The sequence below is a fragment of the Aminipila butyrica genome (assembly GCF_010669305.1).
Lineage (GTDB): Bacteria > Bacillota > Clostridia > Peptostreptococcales > Anaerovoracaceae > Aminipila > Aminipila butyrica.
The window spans coordinates 2,851,673-2,873,002 of sequence record NZ_CP048649.1 but is presented as its reverse complement, the minus strand read 5'-3'; the positions used below and the strand labels follow the sequence as shown (position 1 = coordinate 2,873,002).

Sequence of the window (21,330 nt, the reverse complement as noted above, 5' to 3'; positions counted from 1 at the left end):
TGAGAAAAAGAAGAGTAAGTTCAGAAGGAAAAGAACTTCTAAAGATAGAGAAGGTGCAAGATGAAAAAAGCGAAAACAGTATACGTTTGCCAGGAATGTGGCTATGAATCGCCCAAATGGATGGGTCAGTGCATTTGCGGTGCCTGGAACGCCATGGCAGAAGAAAAGGTCCTTCCGGTGGACAGCCGTCGGGACAGCAGGAGCCGAACTGTTGTTGAGGATAGCGGCAGCGGCATCAGTCGCCCTCGCGTAAAGGCGGCTCCCCTTTCGGAGGTTCAGTCTGGTAATTTTTCCAGAGTTGATACGGGTATCGGGGAACTAAATCGCGTGCTGGGAGGGGGCCTGGTGAAAGGTTCTTTAACCCTTATATCTGGAGAACCGGGTATTGGAAAATCCACTATCATCATTCAAGCGGCCTCCAATATTGCAGAAAGATACGGGCGGGTACTCTATGTATCCGGGGAGGAATCTGAAGAACAGATTAAGATGCGGGGGGACCGGGTTTGCAAAGGCAATCTCAGCAACCTGTTTATTCTGGCGGAAACAAACATGGAGAACATTATCCAGATTACGGAGGAGCTGAAACCAGAGTTTATCATCATTGACTCCATTCAGACCATGTATTCGGCGGAGCTGGAGTCCGCACCCGGCAGTGTATCCCAGGTTCGAGCCTGCGGAAATGAGCTGATGAAGATGGGTAAGGTCAAAAATATCCCCATCTTCATTGTAGCTCACGTGACCAAGTCTGGGGACTTGGCAGGACCAAAGATTGTAGAACATCTGGTGGACTGCGTACTGAATTTTACGGGAGAGCGTAATCAAGAGCTGCGCATATTGCGGTGCTTTAAAAACCGTTTTGGTAACACCAGCGAAATTGGTGCCTTTGAAATGATGGAGGAGGGTTTGGTGGAAATCGAGAACTTATCCAAGACTTTTCTGGAAGGCATGGAGGATGGTGCTGAGGGGGCCATTGCTACGGCAGTATACGAGGGCACCCGGCCTTTGATCTTAGAAATTCAGGCCCTGACGGCCCCAACCAACATTGGATTTGCCCGCAGAACGGCCATCGGGATTGACAATAATCGGCTGAATATGCTGCTAGCGGTGCTGGAGCGAAAGGCAGGGCTATCTCTGATTAACCAGGATGTGTATGTAAACGTGGTGGGAGGATTAAGACCGGAGGGCACTTCTACTGATTTAGCAGCGGTGCTGGCAATCTATTCTTCCTATAAGGGGATGGCCGCTTCCCATCGAACTCTGGCCTTGGGAGAAATCGGTTTGACGGGAGATTTGCGCTCGGTACAGAACTGTGAGAAGATTATTAAAGAGGCCAGCCGCATGGGGTTCTCGCGAATTATACTGCCTAAAAAGAATGCGCAAGCCATCAAGGAGCCGCCTCAGAAGGTGCAGCTGGTAGGGGTCTCTCACATTCGGGAGGCCATCGCCGCCTTTTCCGGCAAATAGGAAGACAGGCTTCAGGCTGGTGATTTCGGCCTGTCCAAAGATTTCTTGACCAATGAAAACAAACATGGTATATTATAACAGCGGTTAGTTAATGCTAACCGCTGTTATAATATATACAATTAGTTGGAGGTCTTTATGCCATTATCATTAGCTAAAGTGGGTGTTCCATATATCATTGCCCGGATTGCAGGGGGAGAGAAAGAAAGACATTTTTTGGAGGGACTAGGGATTATTCCCGATACGGTGGTTGTAGTCGTATCCCGATTCAATGACTATATTTTATTAAATGTGAAGGGCTCTCGAATTGGCATTGGTGAGGAATTTGGAAGAAAGATCATCTTAAAATGAAGGAGTCTGCTATGAGAAATAAATCTACGATTGTATTACCATATATCAACGCTGTCATTATAGCCTTTATCTGTATCGTCCAGATTTATATCCTATCGAAAGAGTCCCTATCCTTCAATATCTCCATGGGAGAACATAAGGTGTATTATTACGGACAGATTATTACGCTGTTCCTGGGGACTTCTGCCATGACTGTAATCTTTGTCAAAGAGAGCCTTGATCGCGTACAGAAGAGGAATGCTTATACGGACATCACTGGGATTATGAATAAACATGCTTGTGTAGAGCAGATGAGCATCTTGGATTGCCGGGAGAGTACATTGGATATCGGGCTGGCCATGTTTGACTTAAACAACCTGAAAAAGGTCAACGATTTTTATGGGCATGAAGAAGGTGATCGGCTTATTCAGCAATTTGTTGCTTTGCTTCGCCAGACAGCTGAAAAAAAGTATTTTCTTGGGCGGTTCGGCGGGGATGAGTTTATCGTGATTATACAGAACTGTGAAGAGAAGGGCATGTTGAACTTCTTTGAGCGCATCAGCAAGGAGACAGAGAGAAATAATCGGTCCAGCAGCATCCGCATCAGTTATGCATGTGGTTATGCAATCAGTACCAGAGAACACTATTACTTGATGGATGAGCTTCTTAAAGAAGCGGATAAAAGGATGTACGAAAATAAAAAAATGATTAAATCCGGAGAACTTATGAAGACAAATCAAATCAGTAAAATACTGGATGCAGACCGAGTGAATGCCGCAGAAAAGAACGATTTAACTGGAACCTTTGGTCATGATACCTTTGTTTCTACTGTTGAAAAAGTGCTGCAAATTTACAATAGCAATTCACGGCTAGCGCTTGTTTGCTCTGATGTTCATAACTTTCGCTATTTTAATGATTTGTATGGTCACAAAGAAGGGGATCATCTGCTGCGTCAGTTTGCCCTGGAATTAAATCAGCAGCCTTTTTGCTTATGTTCCTACCGATTATATTCGGATAATTTTGCCTTTTTAGCGGATTTGTCACAGCTTTCAGAAGAACAAGCTGTAGAAAGGATTCGTAACTGGAATATACAATTTTCTTCCATGGTAGATCAAGCTTATCGAGGCAGCCGCTTTATTGTAAACAGTGGCATTTATTTCATTTCAGATATTTCCGAATCGGTGGAATCTATGCTAAACAACGCGGACTGCGCCCGTAAAAATTCCAAATCGGCTTTCAACCACATCGTCGTTTATTCTGAAAAACTCAATCAGGCCATGAAGCTGCACAGCGACATTGTAAATTCCTTTCAACGAGCCCTGGAGAATCAAGAATTTCAGATTTATGTACAGCCTAAGGTCTCTTGTGGGGATAAGAAGGTTTGTGGAGCGGAAGCTCTGGTCCGCTGGCAGAGAGGAGATGGGATGTTTCTTTCACCAGATACTTTTGTGCCTATATTGGAGCAATCGGGCGACATCATTAATCTGGATTTCTATGTTTATGAGAAGGTATTTGAGTATCTTTACAATCGGCAGTTAAAGAATAAAGCAAGCCTGCCAATGTCCGTCAACGTATCTCGTGTGCACCTTTCCATGCTGGAAGATTTTATGGAACGGATAAATGCGCTTCATGAACAATACCCCATCCCCACTTCGCTGATTACCTTTGAACTGACAGAAAGCGCATACATAAAAGAAATCCACTCTGCGGAGCGGTTTATCGACTGCTTGTACGCAAAAGGCTATCGGGTTTCTATGGATGACTTTGGCAGCGGCTATTCCTCTTTGAAGGCATTGTACCCGATGAATTTTGACGAAATTAAATTTGATCGGGCTTTTATGAAAAAAGACGCGGCGGAAGAGGAAGAGCATTTGTTAATTGGTCTGATAAAGCTTGTAAAAGGGCTGAATACAACTATTGTTTGTGAAGGGGTAGAAACCGCAGAAAATGTTAAGCTATTAGAATCGTCAGGGTGTGATGTCTTTCAGGGCTACTATTATTATAGGCCGTTTCCTTTGGAGGAATTAGACGCATTGATTGATGACATGAGCAGCTGAGAGCCACCGAACTATTTCTGATTTAAAAAAAATAGAGCCCATTATTTACCATTTATATTGCTGGTGGTAAATAATGGGCTTCTGCTTTTCAGGGTAAAAAATCAATTGTGTTTAATAGCCGTCTTAGGCTGTTTCTCTTTTTCTGCGGAAAAAGCCTCCTACCAGCATGAACAGAGCAAAGACGATTAAATAGGCTGGAACGGACCATCCGTGAGAGAAACAAGCAGCTATAATCATGAATACGCAGCCCAATAGTGCCAAGGCTGGCATGAAGAATCGCTTGAAAGGAGACAGGTCTTTCTCCTTTTTCATCAACATCACAAAGATTGGAATGTAAAGCCCATAGATGGAAACAATAGGAAGTTCCGACGAATCAAAGTTGAAAAATCCAAACCATTTCGGATCGGCTAAGTTTGCTCCGAAGAAGAATACCAGCCAGAAGCCACATAACAACAGACCAACTACAGAAGAGTTTACTGGCATATTGGTAACCGGATCCACCTGTCCGAGGATTTCCGGAGCCGGTCCTTGCTTTCGGGAAGCCACCGAGTAAATGCCTCTGGTACAGCCTAGCATAAGGCCATTCAGCGTACCCAAGCAAGAGATAATGACGAAGACGAAAATTAAGGTGCCGCCAACGCTGGTAAATAGATTTTCAAAAGCCAGCTTGGCTCCGGCTTCACCGCCGGCCATCATTACTTCGTTGGTAACCGTACCAGCTAGTCCCACATAATACAAGATGTACACAGCCATAATAATGAATGTGCCGCAGACTAAAGCGATAGGTAGATTCTTCTTGGCATCTTTCAGCTCGGCATTAATACTGGTGGCCACAATCCAGCCTTCATAGGCGAAAGCGGTGGCTACTACAGCGGTAAATAGACCTTGAGACGTATCCACCGGAGTTACTACCGTAGTGAAGTTATACGTCGTCATGCCGCTCTTTAGACCAAAGATGGTGCCGATGATAGCCATGAGGAATAAAGGAATCAGCTTGATGATAGTGGTCGCTACCTGAAACTTACCAGAGATTACTGGAGATAAGGTATTCAGAGCAAAGCTGGCAATTAAAAAGAAGCATGAAATGGTCATACAAGCTCCCCCGGTAATATCAAAGCCGAAAAGCACGCAAGTGTAGCGGGCGGATACCCAGGCTAGGACCGAGGTGAGGGTAGGATAATAAATCAGGGCCATAAACCAGCCCACATAATAGCCGTAGGTGCTGCCCATGGCTGCCTCTGCATAATCTACAATTCCGTTTACATACTGGTACCTGGTGGCCATCACAGCAAAGGTGTAGGCACAGGCAATCATGATTAGACCGCCGATAATCCAGGCTAGAATTCCTAGCGGCAGGTCGCCGCCGGTGGCGTTGAGAACTTTTTCCGCCTTGAAAAAGACTCCGCTGCCGATAACGATGCCAACCACCAAAGCGATGGCGGTAAAGAGACCAAATTTCTCTTTTAATTCAGTGTTCATGTTTATCTCCCATTCCTTACACAATTTAGTTAAAAAAACAATCCAGAATAAAATTATTTTAGCATTAAGACAAAAAATAAACAATAAAAACTTAATCAATTCCGACAAGAGATATGGTAAAATTACATAGAATATATTTGCTTTTATCACAAATCTGTCACCTTTGCCCGTTAAGATAGGTATCATGAGAGCGAAGGTGTAAAAAACAATCATAGGATGAGGTACGTTATGAGTAAATTATTAGTTGTGGATGACGAAATAAAAATAAGAGAGGTCATCAAAGAATATGCAGAATTTAACAATTATCAGGTAGACGAAGCGGCAGACGGCATGGAGGCCATCGGCCTATGCAAGCTGAACGATTACGACTTAATTATCCTGGATGTAATGATGCCTAAGCTGGATGGATTTTCCACCTGTAAAGAGCTGAGAAAGTTTAAGGATACGCCAGTAATTATGCTGTCGGCCAGAGGGGAAGAATACGATAAACTGTTTGGCTTTGAGCTGGGGGTGGATGACTATGTAGTCAAACCGTTCAGTCCCAAGGAGCTCATGGCCAGGGTACATGCTGTGCTGGCCAGAAAAGCCGCTGTGCAGGCGGTAGAGCAGGATGTACTCAATTTCAGCGGCTTGTCCATCAACATTCCAGCCAGAACTGTTCAAGTAGACGGGGAGAAGGTGGAACTGACTCCAAAGGAGTATGACCTGCTATTTTATTTAGCTAAAAACAGTAACTTGGCTCTGTCCCGGGACAAGCTGCTGTCCGATATTTGGGGATACGATTTCTTCGGCGATGACCGGACCATCGATACCCATATCAAGAATCTAAGAAATAATTTGGGACCATACAGAGACTTTATCGTTACATTGCGAGGGGTAGGGTATAAATTTGAGGCATAGTTATTTATGAAAGCACGGTTACTGCGAAAGATACATTTTGATAAAAACAGCATAAACTATAAGCTGTGGGCTTACTTCGTCCTTTTTGCGGCACTGCTGCTGTCCCTCTTATGGCTGCTGCAAATCTTCTTTCTCAACACGTATTATCAGGAAATGAAGATTACGGAGACCAACCGTATCGCCACGGTTATCGCTGAGAAATACGGTACAGAGGACTTTGTGGATACCATCCGATCCTTGTCTATCTCCAACGATATGTACATTCAAATTGAAACAGACGATGCCATTCTCTTTTCCCCGGGCAATGAATCGGGACGGATGCCGATTTATATGTATTTGCCAGAGATGAGCACCGTGAGAAAACTCCTTTTTCAGGATAATCAGCAGAGCGCCTCGGTAATAATACCAGAGAAAGGGCCGGGTAACGGCGACCGCAAGACTCTGGCTTATGCTAGTTTTTTGGAAAGGACGGCGGACAGCAAGGTCATTCTTTACATTTTCTCTCCGCTGTTTCCCGTGGACTCTACTGTGGGTATTTTGAGGAATCAGTTAATTTATGTGACCATCATCTCCCTGAGCATCGCCTTTAGTTTGTCTATCTACTTATCTAATCGGATATCCAAGCCTATCCGCAGCATTACTAAATCGGCGGAACGGCTGGCAGCGGGTGAGTATGGGGTGCCTTTTGAGGGAGGCCACTACACCGAGATTATTCAGTTGTCGGAAACCCTCAACATGACTTCGGCAGAACTGAAAAAGACCGATGAGCTGCGAAAGGATCTAATCGCCAATGTGTCTCACGACCTGAGGACCCCCTTAACCATGGTTAAGTCCTATGCGGAAATGATTCGGGACTTGTCAGGAGACAATCCGGAAAAGCGGCGGGCTCATCTGGAAGTTATTATTGAGGAAGCCGATCGGTTGAATCTATTGGTCAGCGACCTGCTGGACTTGTCTCAGCTTCAGACGAATGTAACGCCTTTGGAAAAAAGCGATTTTGATTTGGCGGAGGCGGCTCAAAGCATTATTAATTCCCTTGGGGTTTATGAGAGCCGAGACGGATATAAGTTTAATCTGGAGGTTCCTGCTGAGCCGGCTATGGTCAACGCCGATGAAAATAAGATCAAGCGGGTTTTGGCCAATCTGTTGAACAACGGGGTGAAATACTGTGGGGCAGACAAAGAGGTAGATATTCGTATCACTTCTCAGGGAAACACCGTCCGCTGCGAAGTGTCAGATCACGGCATGGGCATTTCCCCGGAAGAAATCAATCAGATTTGGGAGCGGTATTACAAGACCAGTACCCATCATGTGCGGGCTACAAGGGGAACTGGTCTGGGTCTTTCCATTGTCAAGGAAATCATGCAGCTCCACGGCGGTCGCTATGGGGTAGAGAGCAAGGAAGGCGAAGGCAGTACCTTTTATGTTGAACTGGACAGAGAACGCTAGGTGCTCTGGGGATATTTGCTGTGACGGATGCAGTATTTACGCAGTAAGTCTACTGGAATGACAGTAAAAGCCAGCAATACAACAGTAATTAAATCCTTAAGGCTGAGGGGGATGGTACGGAAAATGGACCCGCCATAATACAGAATAACCATTTGTGCCAAGGTAATTAGCCCCATAATCCAGAGAAAAGATAAATTAGAACAAATTCCAGAAAAAATATTAAAATTATGAGTCCTGGCGTTAAAACTTCTGAAAATAGTGCAGAACATAAACAGAGCAAAAAAAGCAGTTAGACTATATAAGTGGCTCTGGGAGTCCATCATGCTGAAGTAAGAGCTTTTGAGGAAAGCCAGGCACAAGATGATGGCGTATATGCTGCTGACGGCAATCTGGTTTTTCATGTACGGATTGATAATAGCCTCGCTGCGGCTTTTAGGAGCCTCATCCATGTATTCTTGTCTGGCTTTTTCACCGCTGAAAGCTAATCCAGACAGGGTATCCATCACCATGTTAATCCAAAGCATTTGTATGACGGTGATGGGAAAGTCTACATTGATAAGAGGGCCGATGATGGTTACCCCCACGGCACAGAAACAGGTGCTCATCTGATAGATGATGAACTTTCTGATACTCTTAAAAATGGTTCGGCCGTAGCAGATGGCTTTGGCAATGGAATCAAAGCGGTTGTCCATGATGACTATGTCGCTGGCTTCTTTTGCTACCTCTGTTCCGCTGCCCATGGAAAAGCCAATATCGGCTAGTTTTAGGGCAGGGGCATCGTTGACTCCATCACCGGTCATGCCTACTACAAATCCCCGGCCTTGGGCAACTCGCACCAGGCGGCTCTTATCAGAGGGCAGTGCTCGGGCGATGACGCGAATGTCTGGCAGGATTTCTGTCAGCTTTTCGTCCGACATGGTTTTTAGCTGGTCAGAGGTGATGACTAAATGGGCAGGACTTTGAATCAGACCTAGCTCCTTGGCGATAGCGGTAGCGGTGGCCGCAGAGTCTCCGGTAATCATAACCGTCTGCACACCTGCACGCTGGACTTGAGCAACGCCGCTCAGGGTCTGAGGGCGAATGTCGTCACGAATGGCAAGCAAGCCCACCAGCGTTAAGTCTTTCAGCTGAGCTGGTGTATGGGTTTTCGGAGGTGCTACAGCGATGACGATGACCCGCATGGCTTTTTCTGTGAAGTCTTTCAGCATGCGTTCCACGGCAAAGCGGCTGGTAAAGACGCACGCTTCACCTGTTTCATCGTAGTAATGGGTGCAATGAGGCAATATTTTTTCTGGCGCTCCTTTTACTAGAATTGCGTTCCAGCCTTTCGAAACAGCTGTTATCATCATTTTATCTTGACTGGAAAAAGGCAACAAGGTAAACTTCTCCAGATGATCGTGCCCCCCTGAAAGCTGCCCGGCAAATTCCATTACTGCTCGGTCTGTTGCATTACCGCCGATGGCTCGTTGTTTTTCCAAGGCAGCGGCACAGTTGTATTGAATAGAGTCTTTTAAGATGCCGCATAGGGCTGTGGACTGTCGTGTCAGCTGTTCTCGACTCCGCAGCCGGCCTGTTCCGTCTGCAAATTGCACAACCTCCAGCTTGCCGCTGGTGAGGGTTCCGGTCTTGTCAGAAAAGAGGATGTTTAGGCTGCCTGCGGTTTCAATGCCGATTAGTTTCCGTACTAAAACGTGATCTTTGAGCATGCGCCGCATGTTAGCTGACAAAACTACTGTAATCATCATCGGCAGACCCTCTGGTACCGCCATGACCACCACGGTTACCCCCAGCGTGCAGGCCTGAATCAACAGGGGCAGCATGAAGTGCCAAGAAGAGAGCATGTCATTGATTCTAGCCAAGTCAAAACCGTTATCGATAACGATGCTGTTAAATAAGTAGGCCAGAACAGAAATGGTAGCAGCAATATAACCAAATTTGCCAATATCGGCAGCCAGCCCGTTTAGGCGGTGACGAAGAGGGCTTTCTCGGGTTTCTTCCTGAATTTCAGTACCGATGTGGCCATAAAAGGTGTGATCACCTACATGAGTGACTTCCATAATCCCTTCACCGGCACATACTACTGTACCAGAAAAAACCAAAGCAGGGTTTAAAAAGCTGTTCTCCACCGGATCGTGGATACCTAGTGGAACCGGACGCTTCTTTGCTTCTTTGCTTTCCCCGTTGAGGGCGGATTGGTCAACTTCCAGCTGGCCCTGCGACATGCGCCCATCTGCGGGCACGCGGTCTCCAGCCTGAAGCAGTATCAAGTCACCTACAACAATTTCATCTACAGGTATTTCTTGCAATCCTGACGCACGCTGAACGCGGCATTGAATCTTGCTGGCTTCCTCTTGGAGCTTTTCAAAAGCAGATTCACTTCCGTATTCCGAAAGTGTGGAGACCAGGGTGGCAAGCAATATGGCTAAAGCAATGCCGACGGATTCAAACCAATTTGCATGCTGGGCAATAAAGAGAACATTGACGGCGAGAGCGGCTAGAAGAATTTTAATCACGGGATCACCAAAACTGGCTATGAAGCTACGCCAAAATCCTTGCCGCTTTTTTTGGGTAATACAATTCCTGCCGTGCTTTTCACGAGAAAATTTCACTTCATCTTCTGTAAGCCCTGAGGGCATTTGATGGCGTGGCGTTTCCTCCTGTAATTTTGCTAAGTTCATAAGTTTGTCTACCTCCTTTAATTCTATGTATATGTAGACAACCCTAGGGATTATGATAAGGAGTATTGGCATGTTCTGTTTGGCGGGAGAGAAGTCTGCAAAATTTGCGATAGAATTCACTATTTTGTGGTTGACATGAAAAAAACATTGTGATAAGATTAAAAATTTGTATGCTTGACAGAGAATCAATCTCCATTATATACTAGAATTATATAATGGAGGGAATGTTATGTATATCGTAGGAGATAAGGTCGTATATCCCATGCACGGGGCAGGAGTTATTGAGAAAATAGAAGAAAAGAAAATTTTGGGGGAAATCCGAAAATACTACATCTTAAAACTGCCTTGTGGAGACATGAAGGTAATGATTCCGGTGGAGGCCAGCGGCAACATCGGTGTACGTGAAATTATTTCTGAAGAGGAACTGACAGAAGTCCTGAACATTTTGCAGGAAGCATCTACCACTATGCCTAGCAATTGGAATCGGCGGAACCGGGAGAATATGGAGAAGCTGAAGTCTGGAAACGTGCTGGAGGTAGCAGAGGTCGTGCGAAACCTGGTCCGCATGGACAGGCTGAAGAAACTGTCTACAGGAGAAAAGAAGCTGCTGACCAACGCCAGGCAGATTTTGCTTAGCGAGATTATTCTGGTAAAGGATATTGGTCAGGGGGAGGCCAACGACATGATTGACCAGGCGATATAATTTTGCCTTGAGAGCATGTCGGGGGTTTAGCAATCTCTTTTAACAAAGAGGCAAGAGGGGAGAAAGGAGGTGAAAACTATTGATCAAGAAATTATTGAGGAGTATATTTTCTGTAATAGGCGCTTTAGTAGGCTATGGCGTGTTCTTATTAGCTGAGTTTTTATATGCCTTAACGGGGACGAATTTGGAGAGTATTCTCACAGAAACACAGCTGGCGGGAGCCGCACTATGTTCTACTGTTATTTTTGGAATTATATTTTTTAGAATGACGCCTAGCTTAGGCAAGCACAGCGTCAAGGTGGCCAAGGGAATCGAATCGGATCTGCAGGGGGTGTCAACCAATGACATCCTGTCAGGAACTTTTGGATTAATCGTAGGTCTGATTATCGCTTTTTTGGTGAGTCAGATTTATGCCACCATTCAATTTTTTTACATGGGGACGATCCTCACCGTTATCACTTATTTAATTATGGGTTATCTGGGCGTTATTATCGCCACCAAGCGGTTTAAAGACATTACGGGAGCCCTTGCGGTGATAGCTAAAGGACGTGGGGGTCAGTCACAAAAGTCAAAAAACAAGCTGGCGGAGGCGTCCCCCAAGATTTTAGATACCAGTGTCATCATCGATGGGCGCATATCGGACATCATGAAGACGGGCTTTATCGAAGGAAATATCGTCATTCCGGAATTTGTACTTCTGGAACTCCAGCACATTGCTGATTCCTCTGATGGCTTGAAGCGAAACCGAGGCCGCAGAGGACTGGATATTCTCCATAAGATTCAGGAAGACTATGGTATTGAGATTTATAACACCACGGCGGAAAAGTCCTTGGACGAAATTCCAGAGGTGGATGTAAAGCTGTTGAAGCTGGCACAGATTATGAATGGAAAAGTAGTGACCAACGACTTTAACCTGAATAAGGTAGCGGGCATCAAGGGTGTAAAAGTGCTGAATATTAATGAGCTGGCTAACACCTTAAAGCCGGTGGTGCTGCCAGGAGAAGATATGAAGCTCTTTCTGGTCAAGGAAGGCAAGGAGAGCAATCAAGCGGTGGCCTATTTGGACGACGGCACCATGATCGTGGTAGAGGAAGGCAGACGGTATATCGGCCAGAACATCTCGGTAACGGTGACCAGTGTCCTGCAAACTTCCGCAGGCCGCATGATATTTGCAAAACCAAAGAGATAGAAGTTTATGTATGAAAATAAAAAGATCGCTGTGATTATAGCCGCTGCTGGATTCGGAACACGGATGGGCAGCGGCGTTCCAAAACAATTTTTAAGAATACAGGGTAAGCCGGTGCTTGTTGAGACGGTTTTGGCCTTCAGCCAGAATTCGTATGTTGACGGCATTTTTGTCGTTGCGGCCCAGGACTATGTGGAGGTGGCAGAAGAGCTGCTGGCTGGCATGGAAAAGGTTCGGGCCATTATCCCTGGAGGGGATCAGCGGCAGGATTCGGTGTACCAGGGGCTGCGGGCCCTGCCAACGGAGATGGATTTGGTGTTAGTTCACGATGCTGCCAGGCCTTTTGTGTCTCAGGACCTGATTCGACGGATTGTTCATACGGCTGTAGAAAAGGGCTCTGCTGTGGCGGCAGTGGCCTTGAAGGACACCGTCAAGACGGTGAAAAGCACCATAGAGACGGAAAAAACGCTAGAAAAGGCCGACTGGGAGCTAGTAGAAAGCACCCTGGAACGGCAGAGTCTGCGGAGTATTCAGACCCCCCAGGCCTTTGGGCGGCAGCAGCTGCTGGATGCTTATGAGAAAGCTTTTGCAGAAAAGTTTTATGGCACGGACGATTCCGTGTTGGTGGAGCGAACAGGATTTCCAGTCTGCTTGGTAGAGGGGGACTATGCCAACATTAAGATTACCACGAAAGAGGATATGCCCATGGAAACAAGAGCAGGAATCGGGTACGATGTACACCGATTAGAGAAAGACAGAAGGTTGATTTTAGGCGGGGTGGAGGTTCCTTATGAATTGGGGCTGGCAGGTCATTCTGATGCAGATGTACTGGTTCATGCTATCATGGATGCTTTATTAGGGGCGGCAGCCTTGGGGGATATTGGCCGCCATTTCCCAGATACAGACCAGCGCTACAAAGGCATTTCCAGCATAAAGCTGCTGGAAGAAGTTGGCCAGCTGCTGGAACAAGAAGGCTATCAGGTGGGGAACATCGATGCGACCCTCATGGCACAGGAGCCGAAAATGGCTCCCTTTATTCCACAGATGAAAATAAATATTGCTGAAACTTTAAAAATAAGTCATAATAAAGTGAATATAAAAGCGACGACAACAGAAAAATTGGGCTTTGCCGGACGAAAGGAAGGCATGGCTTCAGAAGCTGTGTGCATATTGAACAAAAATTGAAGGAGATCGAGTAGCATATGAAATTATCAAAAATGCATGTAAAAACCTTGCGGGAGGTGCCGAATGAGGCGGAAATTGCCAGTCACATCCTGCTGCTGCGGGCAGGGATGATTAAGAAACTGGTATCCGGGGTCTATGGCTTTATGCCTCTAGGCTGGCGTTCCCTGCGAAAGATTGAAGAAATTATCCGGCAGGAGATGGATGCCAAGGGCGGCCAGGAAATTCTGATGTCCGCTGTGCAGCCGGCAGAGCTGTGGATGGAGTCTGGCAGATGGTCCAAGTATGGACCAGAGCTGTGGCGGTTAAAAGATCGAAACGGTAGAGATTTCTGCCTGGGACCTACCCACGAAGAGATTTTTACAGATGTTGTCCGCAATGACGTCAGCTCCCATCGACAGCTGCCGCTGAATCTATACCAGATTCAGACTAAGTATCGGGACGAAGCCCGTCCTCGGTTCGGCCTGATGCGAAGCCGGGAGTTTATCATGAAGGACGCTTATTCCTTTGATAAATCCTATGAAGACTTGGATAAGAGCTATCAGGATATGTATGATGCCTATGGGGAGATTTTCACTCGCTGCGGCCTGACCTTCCGGCCGGTAGAGGCAGATACAGGCGCCATCGGTGGCAGCAACTCCCACGAATTTACTGCTTTATCGGAAGTTGGAGAAAGCGAAATCGCTTACTGTGAAAGCTGCCATATGGCGGCAACTACGGAAAAGGCCCTGTGTGCTGATGCCGTGCCGTCCACAGAAGCCCAGTTGCCGATGGAGGAGGTTCATACACCGAATACAAAGACCATTGAAGATGTAGCCAATTTTCTGGGGCTGGATCAGAAGCAGACTCTCAAAGCCCTGCTCTTTGTTACCTACGATGATGAGGGCGAGGAAAACGGCTATGTAGCTGCCTTCATTCGAGGAGACCGGGAGCTAAATCTGATTAAGTTGGTCAATGCACTGAATATTCCGGAGCACGCCATTGCTTTCGCTGACGAAAACAAGATGGCGGCAGCCACTGACTGTGTGGGCGGATTTACAGGACCAATCGGTCTTCATGACTGCAAAATCGTAGTAGACAGTGAAATTCCGGGTTTGAAAAATCTGTGTGCAGGAGCCTGCAAAACAGATTACCACTTGAAAAATGTCAACTACGGACGGGATTATCAGGCGGATATTGTAGCAGACATTAAGCTGCTTCAGGCAGGAGACCCCTGCCCAGTGTGCGGAGCAGCTGTGAAGCATGCTCGTGGCATCGAGGTGGGCCAGGTGTTTAAGCTGGGCACCAAGTACAGTGAGGCCATGGGAGCTTATTATAAAGATGAAAACCAGCAAGATCAGCTAATCGTCATGGGCTGTTATGGCATCGGTGTTACTCGTACACTGGCGGCCATCGTCGAGCAGCATCACGATGAAAACGGTATTATTTGGCCGATGTCGGTAGCACCATACCAAGTAGTGATTACGCTTGTTAACCCAGAAGATGAGATTCAGGCTGAAGTGGCAGAACACATCTATCAGCAGTTGTTGCAGGCCAGGGTTGAGGTTCTTTTGGATGATAGAAAAGAGCGGCCTGGGGTAAAGTTTAAAGATGCAGATTTACTCGGCATTCCGGTACGCGTTACGGTGGGCCGGGGAGCTGCCCAAGGCCAGGTGGAATACAAGCTCCGACGGGAAAGTGAAAAAGAGGAGATTTCCACGGAGGAAGCCATCGCCCGAGCTATTAAAATTGTTGCCGAAGAAAGATAGGAGCAGTAGACCTTGATAAAATGGGGTCGATTCTCCGGATAGGAGTACAGGATGTGGGCTGGTGGAGTGCGCGTGGTCATATTTGACCAGGATAGGCGGATGCTGATGGTAAGGCAGCGCCACGAGAACAGGGACATTTGGATGCTGCCGGGAGGAGCCATCGAGGATGGGGAAGATTCTCGGCAGGCCGCTGTCCGAGAGGTGAAGGAAGAGACCGGACTAGACGTGGCTATTGAGAAATTGATTTGGCACGTAGAAGAGGTTTCCGAGGCCCGGGGTCAGCGGTTTGTGAACTTTTTTCTAGCCAAGAACTGCGGCGGTTCTTTGGCGCTGGGATACGATCCAGAGCTGTTAGGACAAGAACAGGTCATGAAAGAAGTTCGGTATATTTCCCGAGAAGAGTTGAGGACCTTAGAGAACATCTATCCGGATTCTCTGCGGGAAGAAATTTGGGAGTTTATGGACTATTTCTTTGGCCTAGAGAAGTTTGAAGGTCAATTGGAAAAAGAGGTACTGTCGGTTTTAAAAAAACGGGACCGTACATATGATAGCTTTAAGCTGCGATAGCAGCAGGGTATTATAGATGAAGAAAATCAATATAAAGAAGGAAGAGGAGAAAATCGCATGAAAAAAGTAGTGACCATTGAGATGGAAAACGGTGACGTAATGAAGGGGGAATTGTTTCCGGAAATTGCACCGGAGACGGTAAAAAACTTTGAGACTTTAGCGAAAGATGGGTTTTATAACGGCCTGATCTTTCACCGGGTCATTCCGGGCTTTATGATTCAGGGGGGAGACCCGACAGGAACCGGTATGGGTGGCCCAGGCCACACGATCAAGGGTGAATTCACAGCTAATGGCTTTAAGAACGATTTGAAGCATACGAAGGGCGTTCTATCCATGGCCAGAGCCATGAATCCAGACTCTGCCGGTTCGCAGTTTTTTGTTATGGTGGCAGATTCCCCTCACCTGGATGGGCAGTATGCCGCTTTTGGACAGATTACCGAAGGCCTGGAGACAGCTGATAAAATCGTGGCAGTTAAGAGAGACGGTTCTGACAAGCCTCTGGAAAACCAGGTTATGAAAACGGTTACCGTGGAAGATGTGGAGTAGGCTAGCAGTCTTCTACCGCAAATAAATACGGGTATTGTTACAAGTTTGTAATATATTCATTGACTGAATAATTTGTTAAAAACTTAACTGGAAAATTTTAAGAACCCTTAAATTCCCTGGATTTCCAAGGAACTTAAGGGTTTTTTATTTGAAGTTTCTGTGAAATAAGAGTAGGAGGGGTTGACTTTGCTGTAACAATCCTGTAACATATCGGAGTAGCAAAAAATAATATGCTATAGAGATGGAATATATGAAACATACTAAATATACGAGGTATCTCTTTATGAAAGGGGATCGTGAAAAAACAATCGCCATGTAGTAGCGAAAAAGGAATTTAGAGTATGAATGAAAAAGTAAAACAAGCGATGAATGCTATGAAAGATAAGTGTACTTTAGAGAAGGCTAGGGAGATGACAAAAAACTTTTCCCGAAAGCAAAAGATTATTGCCGGCGGAGCCGTAGGCGTTATAGCTATTGCCGCTATTCTTTCCTTTAGTCCCCTGTCTGATTTGGGCACGGCCACTCACTTGGGAAAGACGGCAGCTATCCAGCAGAATACGCTCAATAAGGAAAAGGCAGCCAACGACATCCAGTGGCTCGTGAGAATCGGCGATAAGACGGTTCTGGCAGTAAACACCGAAGAGGATGCAAAAGCAGTATTTGAAGGACTAAAGACGTACTATCTAAATGGTTCTACCGATCCTAACGCGACGGTAGTCTTTGACAAGGAAATCGGTTGGGATCCTTACGATGCGGAAGCGGTAGGAGGAGATCCGGCTTGGGTTATGAGCGTACCAGACGCCATCGCTTATATTATAAAAGGAACGACTACCCCGAAGACCTATGTGGTTCAGGGCGGCGACACCGTATGGGATATCGCCGTGAAGAGCAGCATATCCGTGGAGGATTTGGAAAAAATGAATCCGGGGATTACTTCTTCTAGTTTACAGATTGGTTCCACTGTTAATTTATACGACGCAAAACCTTTCGTTGCCATCACCACTACAGAAACTTTGGTGGGAGCGGAAAGCATTCCATATGAGACGGTTTACGAAGACAGCAACACGCTTTACAGGGGTCAGTCCAAGGTAAAGACAGCTGGAGTGTCAGGAAGCAAGAACGTAACCTCCCAGGTAATCAAACAGAATGGTGTAATCGTCGCTTCCAATGTGCTTAGCGAGCAGGTTACCACAGAACCTCAGAATCAGGTGTCTTTGAAAGGGACCGCTGCGGTTCCGGCTTTAACGGCCAGCTCCGGCAAGGCCAGCAGTGGCATACTGTGGTCTCCGATGTCCCACATGGAGGTTTCCTCCACTTATGGTGCCAGCCGAGGCAGCAGACGTCATGAGGGGATTGATTTGAGAAATCCAGCAGGCACACCGTTTGGTGCGGCAGCTGATGGCGTAGTTATCTATGCTGGATATTCCGGTTCTTATGGCAATATCGTCAAGGTAGACCATGGCGGCGGCCTCCAGACCTATTACGCACATTGTAACAGCATGTCCGTAACTGCAGGTCAGAAGGTAACTAAGGGTCAGACCTTGGGCACGGTGGGCAGCACGGGAAATGCTACCGGCAATGTTCTTCACTTTGAGGTACGTATCAACGGCGTATCCCAAAATCCGCTAAATTATTTATAAAGTTTGTCAGAGGTTTCCTCAATACTTGTTTGAATTCGGTTCAAATTGGGTATACAAGTAAATAAGATTATTGTATAATTTTAGGGCAGGTTTACCTGCCCTATATTTGTATGAAAAGGAGCGCGCAATGAAAATATATAATACCCTGACCAGGAAGAAAGAAGAGTTTGTTCCTATTGATAAAGATGAAATCAAGATTTACGTCTGCGGACCTACGGTATACAACTATTTCCACATAGGAAATGCCCGGCCTTTCGTCGTCTTTGACACCTTGAGACGGTATTTGGAATATCGCGGTGAAAAGGTGAAGTTTGTTCAGAACTTCACGGATGTAGATGATAAAATTATTAATAAAGCTCGGGAAGAAGGCGTCAGCGCCAGCCAGGTCAGTGAGAAATACATTGAAGAATATTACAAGGATGCAGCAGCCTTAAACGTAAAGAAGGCCACCGTGCATCCTAAGGTTACGGAGACCATGGAGGACATTATCTCTTTTGTAGATGACTTGATTCAAAAAGGTTATGCCTACGAGACAGAAGGAGATGTGTACTACAGCACCAGAAGGTTTCCAGATTACGGTAAGCTGTCCAAACAGAATATTGAGGATTTAGAATCGGGAGCACGAATTGAAGTTGGTGAGAAGAAGCAAGATCCGTTGGACTTCGCTCTGTGGAAGGCCAGAAAAACAGAGGATGAAATCGCTTGGGAATCTCCGTGGGGCATGGGTCGGCCTGGCTGGCATATCGAATGCTCCGCTATGTCAAAAAAATTCCTGGGAGAGACTATCGATATTCATGCAGGCGGACAGGATTTGGCTTTCCCCCATCATGAGAATGAAATCGCTCAGTCGGAAGCTCACAATGGACACCCTTTTGCGAATTACTGGATGCATAACGGTTATATTACCATTGACAACGAAAAGATGTCCAAGTCTAAGGGAAACTTTTTCACCGTCCGAGATATTTTGGCTAATTACAGCGGTGAAGTCATGCGATTTTTCCTGCTGTCCGGCCACTATAGAAGTCCCATTAACTTTAGCGATACGCTGATGGAACAGGCAAAAAACGGTTTGGCCAGAATGGAAAATGCCAAAGCGAACTTAAAATATCTGGCGGAGCACGGCAGTGAAACGACAACCCAGGCGGAACAAGAAGCGGCAGCAAACTTTGACCGTTATCGGCAGGACTTTATCCGGGCTATGGAAGATGATTTAAATACCGCAGATGCCATCACCGCTGTGTTTGAGTTAATTACTCATATTAATACCGCTGTAAAGGACGGTGCTTCTAAAGAGTTTGCCCTTGAGGCGGGGAAGGTCTTGTCGGAGCTGACTGGCGTTCTGGGCCTGCTTCAGCAAGAAGATGACGACAGCATCGACCCGGAGGTTCAGGCACTGGTAGAGGAACGACAGGCGGCTAGAAAGGCCAAAGATTTCGCCCGGTCCGATGAGATTCGTGATTTGCTGAAGGCCCGGGGTATTATCTTGAAGGACACGCCACAGGGCGTCCAGATTATAAAGGAATAGACAAGGCGGTGCGCAATGGACGTGAAGAAGATGAATACCACCGCCTTGGCCTACATAGGGGATGCGGTGTATGAGGTCTACGTGCGGAAGTACGTGCTGGAGCAAAATTCGGTAGACGTAAATAAGCAGAATAAACTAGCAGTAAAATTCGTTCGAGCAGAAGGACAGGCTTTAGCGGTAAAGAAGATGATGGAATCCTTACCTGACCATGAGCTCTCCTTAGTTAAGCGAGCCCGAAACCGGAAAATTACTTCCAAACCCCAACATGCTGACCCGGTGACCTACAAATTGGCCACTGCCTTTGAGGCGCTGATTGGTTACCTCTATCTGTCCGAGGACAGGCAGCGATTAGAAGAAGTGATTTCTCAGGCTATGGAGCTGATTGACAAGGCAGAAATCAACCAAGTTCGAAAAAAGTTATAGAATGATCAATGGAAGCAGAAGCGAAAGACAGGTATTCTGTGTGAGAGAAAGGCGGAACCATGAGCAAAGCAGATGGATTATTTATAAATATGTGCAAAGACATATTAGAAAACGGCTATTCTTCGGAAGGACAGCTCGTGCGGGCCAGGTGGGAGGACGGAACACCGGCTCATACCATCAAGCAGTTTGGTATCGTCAACCGATACAATTTACAAGAGGAATTTCCAGCATTGACCCTGCGGCCGACTGCCCTTAAGTCGGCCTTTGACGAGCTTCTCTGGATTTGGCAGAGAAAGTCTAATCGGATTGCCGATTTGAACAGCCACATCTGGGATGAGTGGGCAGATGAAGAAGGAACCATCGGCAAGGCCTACGGCTATCAGCTGGGGAAGAAATATAAATTTGCCCAAGGAGAAATGGACCAGGTAGACAACGTGATTTGGCAGCTAAAAAATACGCCTTATTCCCGGCGGATTCTGACCAACATCTTTAATTTTCAAGATTTATCAGAGATGAACCTGGAACCTTGCGCTTACAGTGTGACCTTCAATGTAACTGGAAAAAAGCTTAATGCCGTTCTGCACCAGCGGTCTCAGGACATTTTGGCTGCTAATAACTGGAATGTAACTCAGTATTCCATTTTGGTTCACATGTTGGCCCAGGTGTGTGGTTTTGAGGTGGGAGAGCTGGTTCACGTCATTGCGGACGCCCACATTTATGACAGGCACGTACCGGTCATTGAGGAGATGATTCAGCGGCCGCAGTTCCCGGCACCGACTTTTTCGTTGAATCCAGAGATTAAGAATTTTTATGATTTTACGGTAGAGGACATTCGGATTGAAAATTATCAGAAGAACCCGCAGATTAAGAATATTCCTATTGCCATATAAAGAGCGACGCAAGTCCGTTTGTCAGGGTATCGGAATTGAACATAGACCTATGGATGGTTGAAAGAAGAGGAGAACGCTCCATGAAAATAATCGTAGCTGTAGATGAAAACTGGGGAATAGGCCGGGATAATGGCTTATTAGCTCACATCCCAGGAGATTTAAAATATTTTAAGGAGACGACGCTGGGGAAGGTGGTGGTCATGGGCCGGAAGACCTTGGAGTCTCTGCCTCAGGCGAAGCCTTTGCCTGGGCGGACTAATCTAGTGATTTCTTCGGATAAAGACTATCAGCCAGGCTGCCCTGTATACCACAGTTTAGAGGAGCTTTTTCAGGCCTTGGAAGCTTATAACTCAGAGGATGTATATATCGTCGGAGGGGCTAGGGTTTACGAGGAATTGTTTGACTGTTGTGATACGTACTTTGTGACGAAAATTCAGCGAGCCTTTCCGGCAGACCGCTACTTTAGAAACTTGGACCAGTGCCAGGAATTAGAGCTGGTATGGGAAGGCCCCGTCCAAGAATATCAAGGATTGACCTATCAATTTACAGAGTACAGGAGAAAATAG

The 21,330-nt window shown here is 46.4% G+C and carries 18 protein-coding genes and 1 pseudogene; 17 read left to right on the top strand and 2 right to left on the bottom strand.

Going from position 1 to position 21,330, the window contains the following annotated elements; all coding sequences use genetic code 11:
* Window positions 1-60 precede the first annotated feature (60 nt).
* The 3 genes from radA (at window position 61) to Ami103574_RS13590 (ending at window position 3,848) form a co-directional block, all read left to right on the top strand.
* A complete protein-coding gene (gene radA, locus Ami103574_RS13600) occupies window positions 61-1,464 on the top strand; it encodes a DNA repair protein RadA (RefSeq protein WP_163067505.1) in 1,404 nt (467 codons plus the stop codon).
* Between the two features lie 135 nt (window positions 1,465-1,599).
* Entirely contained in the window at window positions 1,600-1,812 is a 213-nt protein-coding gene (locus Ami103574_RS13595; RefSeq protein WP_163067504.1) for a FeoA family protein, read from the top strand.
* Window positions 1,813-1,823: 11 nt separating this feature from the next.
* Window positions 1,824-3,848, top strand: a complete 2,025-nt coding sequence (locus tag Ami103574_RS13590) for a bifunctional diguanylate cyclase/phosphodiesterase (protein ID WP_163067503.1) — start codon at window positions 1,824-1,826, stop codon at window positions 3,846-3,848.
* 123 nt (window positions 3,849-3,971) lie between these two features.
* On the opposite strand, the gene Ami103574_RS13585 is transcribed toward Ami103574_RS13590, so the two are convergent.
* Window positions 3,972-5,327 carry an APC family permease gene (locus tag Ami103574_RS13585; protein ID WP_163067502.1) on the bottom strand — a complete coding sequence of 452 codons (1,356 nt, stop codon included), beginning with the start codon at window positions 5,325-5,327 and terminating at the stop codon, window positions 3,972-3,974.
* A gap of 228 nt (window positions 5,328-5,555) precedes the next feature.
* Between Ami103574_RS13585 and Ami103574_RS13580 the strand changes: the two genes are divergently transcribed.
* Entirely contained in the window at window positions 5,556-6,227 is a 672-nt protein-coding gene (locus tag Ami103574_RS13580; protein ID WP_163067501.1) for a response regulator transcription factor, read from the top strand.
* 6 nt (window positions 6,228-6,233) lie between these two features.
* A complete protein-coding gene (locus tag Ami103574_RS13575; RefSeq protein WP_163067500.1) occupies window positions 6,234-7,676 on the top strand; it encodes a sensor histidine kinase in 1,443 nt (480 codons plus the stop codon).
* On the opposite strand, the gene Ami103574_RS13570 is transcribed toward Ami103574_RS13575, so the two are convergent.
* Window positions 7,673-10,354, bottom strand: a complete 2,682-nt coding sequence (locus Ami103574_RS13570) for a calcium-translocating P-type ATPase, PMCA-type (RefSeq protein ID WP_246213152.1) — start codon at window positions 10,352-10,354, stop codon at window positions 7,673-7,675. The genes Ami103574_RS13575 and Ami103574_RS13570 overlap by 4 nt on opposite strands.
* Before the next feature lie 229 nt (window positions 10,355-10,583).
* On the opposite strand from Ami103574_RS13570, the gene Ami103574_RS13565 reads away from it, so the two are divergent.
* The 12 genes and pseudogenes from Ami103574_RS13565 (at window position 10,584) to Ami103574_RS13515 (ending at window position 21,330) form a co-directional block, all read left to right on the top strand.
* Entirely contained in the window at window positions 10,584-11,057 is a 474-nt protein-coding gene (locus Ami103574_RS13565; protein ID WP_163067499.1) for a CarD family transcriptional regulator, read from the top strand.
* Window positions 11,058-11,136: 79 nt separating this feature from the next.
* A complete protein-coding gene (locus tag Ami103574_RS13560; RefSeq protein ID WP_163067498.1) occupies window positions 11,137-12,246 on the top strand; it encodes a PIN/TRAM domain-containing protein in 1,110 nt (369 codons plus the stop codon).
* A gap of 6 nt (window positions 12,247-12,252) precedes the next feature.
* A pseudogene (ispD, locus tag Ami103574_RS16110) lies at window positions 12,253-12,939 on the top strand (2-C-methyl-D-erythritol 4-phosphate cytidylyltransferase); the annotation flags it as partial.
* Between the two features lie 3 nt (window positions 12,940-12,942).
* Window positions 12,943-13,428, top strand: coding sequence for a 2-C-methyl-D-erythritol 2,4-cyclodiphosphate synthase (gene ispF / locus Ami103574_RS16105; protein ID WP_334297165.1), 486 nt, complete (start codon window positions 12,943-12,945; stop codon window positions 13,426-13,428).
* 17 nt (window positions 13,429-13,445) lie between these two features.
* The gene (locus tag Ami103574_RS13550) at window positions 13,446-15,173 is read left to right on the top strand and encodes a proline--tRNA ligase (protein WP_163067496.1); all 1,728 of its coding nucleotides are present in this window, start codon (window positions 13,446-13,448) and stop codon (window positions 15,171-15,173) included.
* Between the two features lie 51 nt (window positions 15,174-15,224).
* Window positions 15,225-15,740 (top strand): NUDIX domain-containing protein, encoded by a 516-nt coding sequence (locus Ami103574_RS13545; protein WP_163067495.1) that lies wholly within the window; start codon window positions 15,225-15,227, stop codon window positions 15,738-15,740.
* 57 nt (window positions 15,741-15,797) lie between these two features.
* Entirely contained in the window at window positions 15,798-16,286 is a 489-nt protein-coding gene (locus tag Ami103574_RS13540) for a peptidylprolyl isomerase (RefSeq protein WP_163067494.1), read from the top strand.
* A gap of 341 nt (window positions 16,287-16,627) precedes the next feature.
* A complete protein-coding gene (locus Ami103574_RS13535; protein ID WP_163067493.1) occupies window positions 16,628-17,926 on the top strand; it encodes a M23 family metallopeptidase in 1,299 nt (432 codons plus the stop codon).
* A gap of 127 nt (window positions 17,927-18,053) precedes the next feature.
* On the top strand, window positions 18,054-19,451 hold the full coding sequence (gene cysS, locus Ami103574_RS13530; RefSeq protein WP_163067492.1) for a cysteine--tRNA ligase: 1,398 nt from the start codon (window positions 18,054-18,056) through the stop codon (window positions 19,449-19,451).
* Window positions 19,452-19,466: 15 nt separating this feature from the next.
* Window positions 19,467-19,874, top strand: a complete 408-nt coding sequence (locus Ami103574_RS13525; RefSeq protein WP_163067491.1) for a Mini-ribonuclease 3 — start codon at window positions 19,467-19,469, stop codon at window positions 19,872-19,874.
* Between the two features lie 59 nt (window positions 19,875-19,933).
* Window positions 19,934-20,764 (top strand): thymidylate synthase, encoded by an 831-nt coding sequence (thyA, locus tag Ami103574_RS13520; RefSeq protein WP_163067490.1) that lies wholly within the window; start codon window positions 19,934-19,936, stop codon window positions 20,762-20,764.
* A gap of 80 nt (window positions 20,765-20,844) precedes the next feature.
* A complete protein-coding gene (locus tag Ami103574_RS13515) occupies window positions 20,845-21,330 on the top strand; it encodes a dihydrofolate reductase (RefSeq protein ID WP_163067489.1) in 486 nt (161 codons plus the stop codon).

Bases quoted from the DNA above. Each gene is read 5' to 3' on its own strand.
- radA (WP_163067505.1), top strand. From the start codon at position 61: ATGAAAAAAGCGAAAACAGTATACGTTTGCCAGGAATGTGGCTATGAA.
- Ami103574_RS13545 (WP_163067495.1), top strand. From the start codon at position 15,225: ATGTGGGCTGGTGGAGTGCGCGTGGTCATATTTGACCAGGATAGGCGG.
- Ami103574_RS13595 (WP_163067504.1), top strand. From the start codon at position 1,600: ATGCCATTATCATTAGCTAAAGTGGGTGTTCCATATATCATTGCCCGG.
- Ami103574_RS13550 (WP_163067496.1), top strand. From the start codon at position 13,446: ATGAAATTATCAAAAATGCATGTAAAAACCTTGCGGGAGGTGCCGAAT.
- Ami103574_RS13515 (WP_163067489.1), top strand. From the start codon at position 20,845: ATGAAAATAATCGTAGCTGTAGATGAAAACTGGGGAATAGGCCGGGAT.
- Ami103574_RS13565 (WP_163067499.1), top strand. From the start codon at position 10,584: ATGTATATCGTAGGAGATAAGGTCGTATATCCCATGCACGGGGCAGGA.
- Ami103574_RS13585 (WP_163067502.1), bottom strand. From the start codon at position 5,327: ATGAACACTGAATTAAAAGAGAAATTTGGTCTCTTTACCGCCATCGCT.
- Ami103574_RS13580 (WP_163067501.1), top strand. From the start codon at position 5,556: ATGAGTAAATTATTAGTTGTGGATGACGAAATAAAAATAAGAGAGGTC.
- Ami103574_RS13525 (WP_163067491.1), top strand. From the start codon at position 19,467: ATGGACGTGAAGAAGATGAATACCACCGCCTTGGCCTACATAGGGGAT.
- Ami103574_RS13590 (WP_163067503.1), top strand. From the start codon at position 1,824: ATGAGAAATAAATCTACGATTGTATTACCATATATCAACGCTGTCATT.
- Ami103574_RS13570 (WP_246213152.1), bottom strand. From the start codon at position 10,354: ATGAACTTAGCAAAATTACAGGAGGAAACGCCACGCCATCAAATGCCC.
- cysS (WP_163067492.1), top strand. From the start codon at position 18,054: ATGAAAATATATAATACCCTGACCAGGAAGAAAGAAGAGTTTGTTCCT.
- Ami103574_RS13575 (WP_163067500.1), top strand. From the start codon at position 6,234: ATGAAAGCACGGTTACTGCGAAAGATACATTTTGATAAAAACAGCATA.
- Ami103574_RS13540 (WP_163067494.1), top strand. From the start codon at position 15,798: ATGAAAAAAGTAGTGACCATTGAGATGGAAAACGGTGACGTAATGAAG.
- thyA (WP_163067490.1), top strand. From the start codon at position 19,934: ATGAGCAAAGCAGATGGATTATTTATAAATATGTGCAAAGACATATTA.
- Ami103574_RS13535 (WP_163067493.1), top strand. From the start codon at position 16,628: ATGAATGAAAAAGTAAAACAAGCGATGAATGCTATGAAAGATAAGTGT.
- ispF (WP_334297165.1), top strand. From the start codon at position 12,943: ATGCCCATGGAAACAAGAGCAGGAATCGGGTACGATGTACACCGATTA.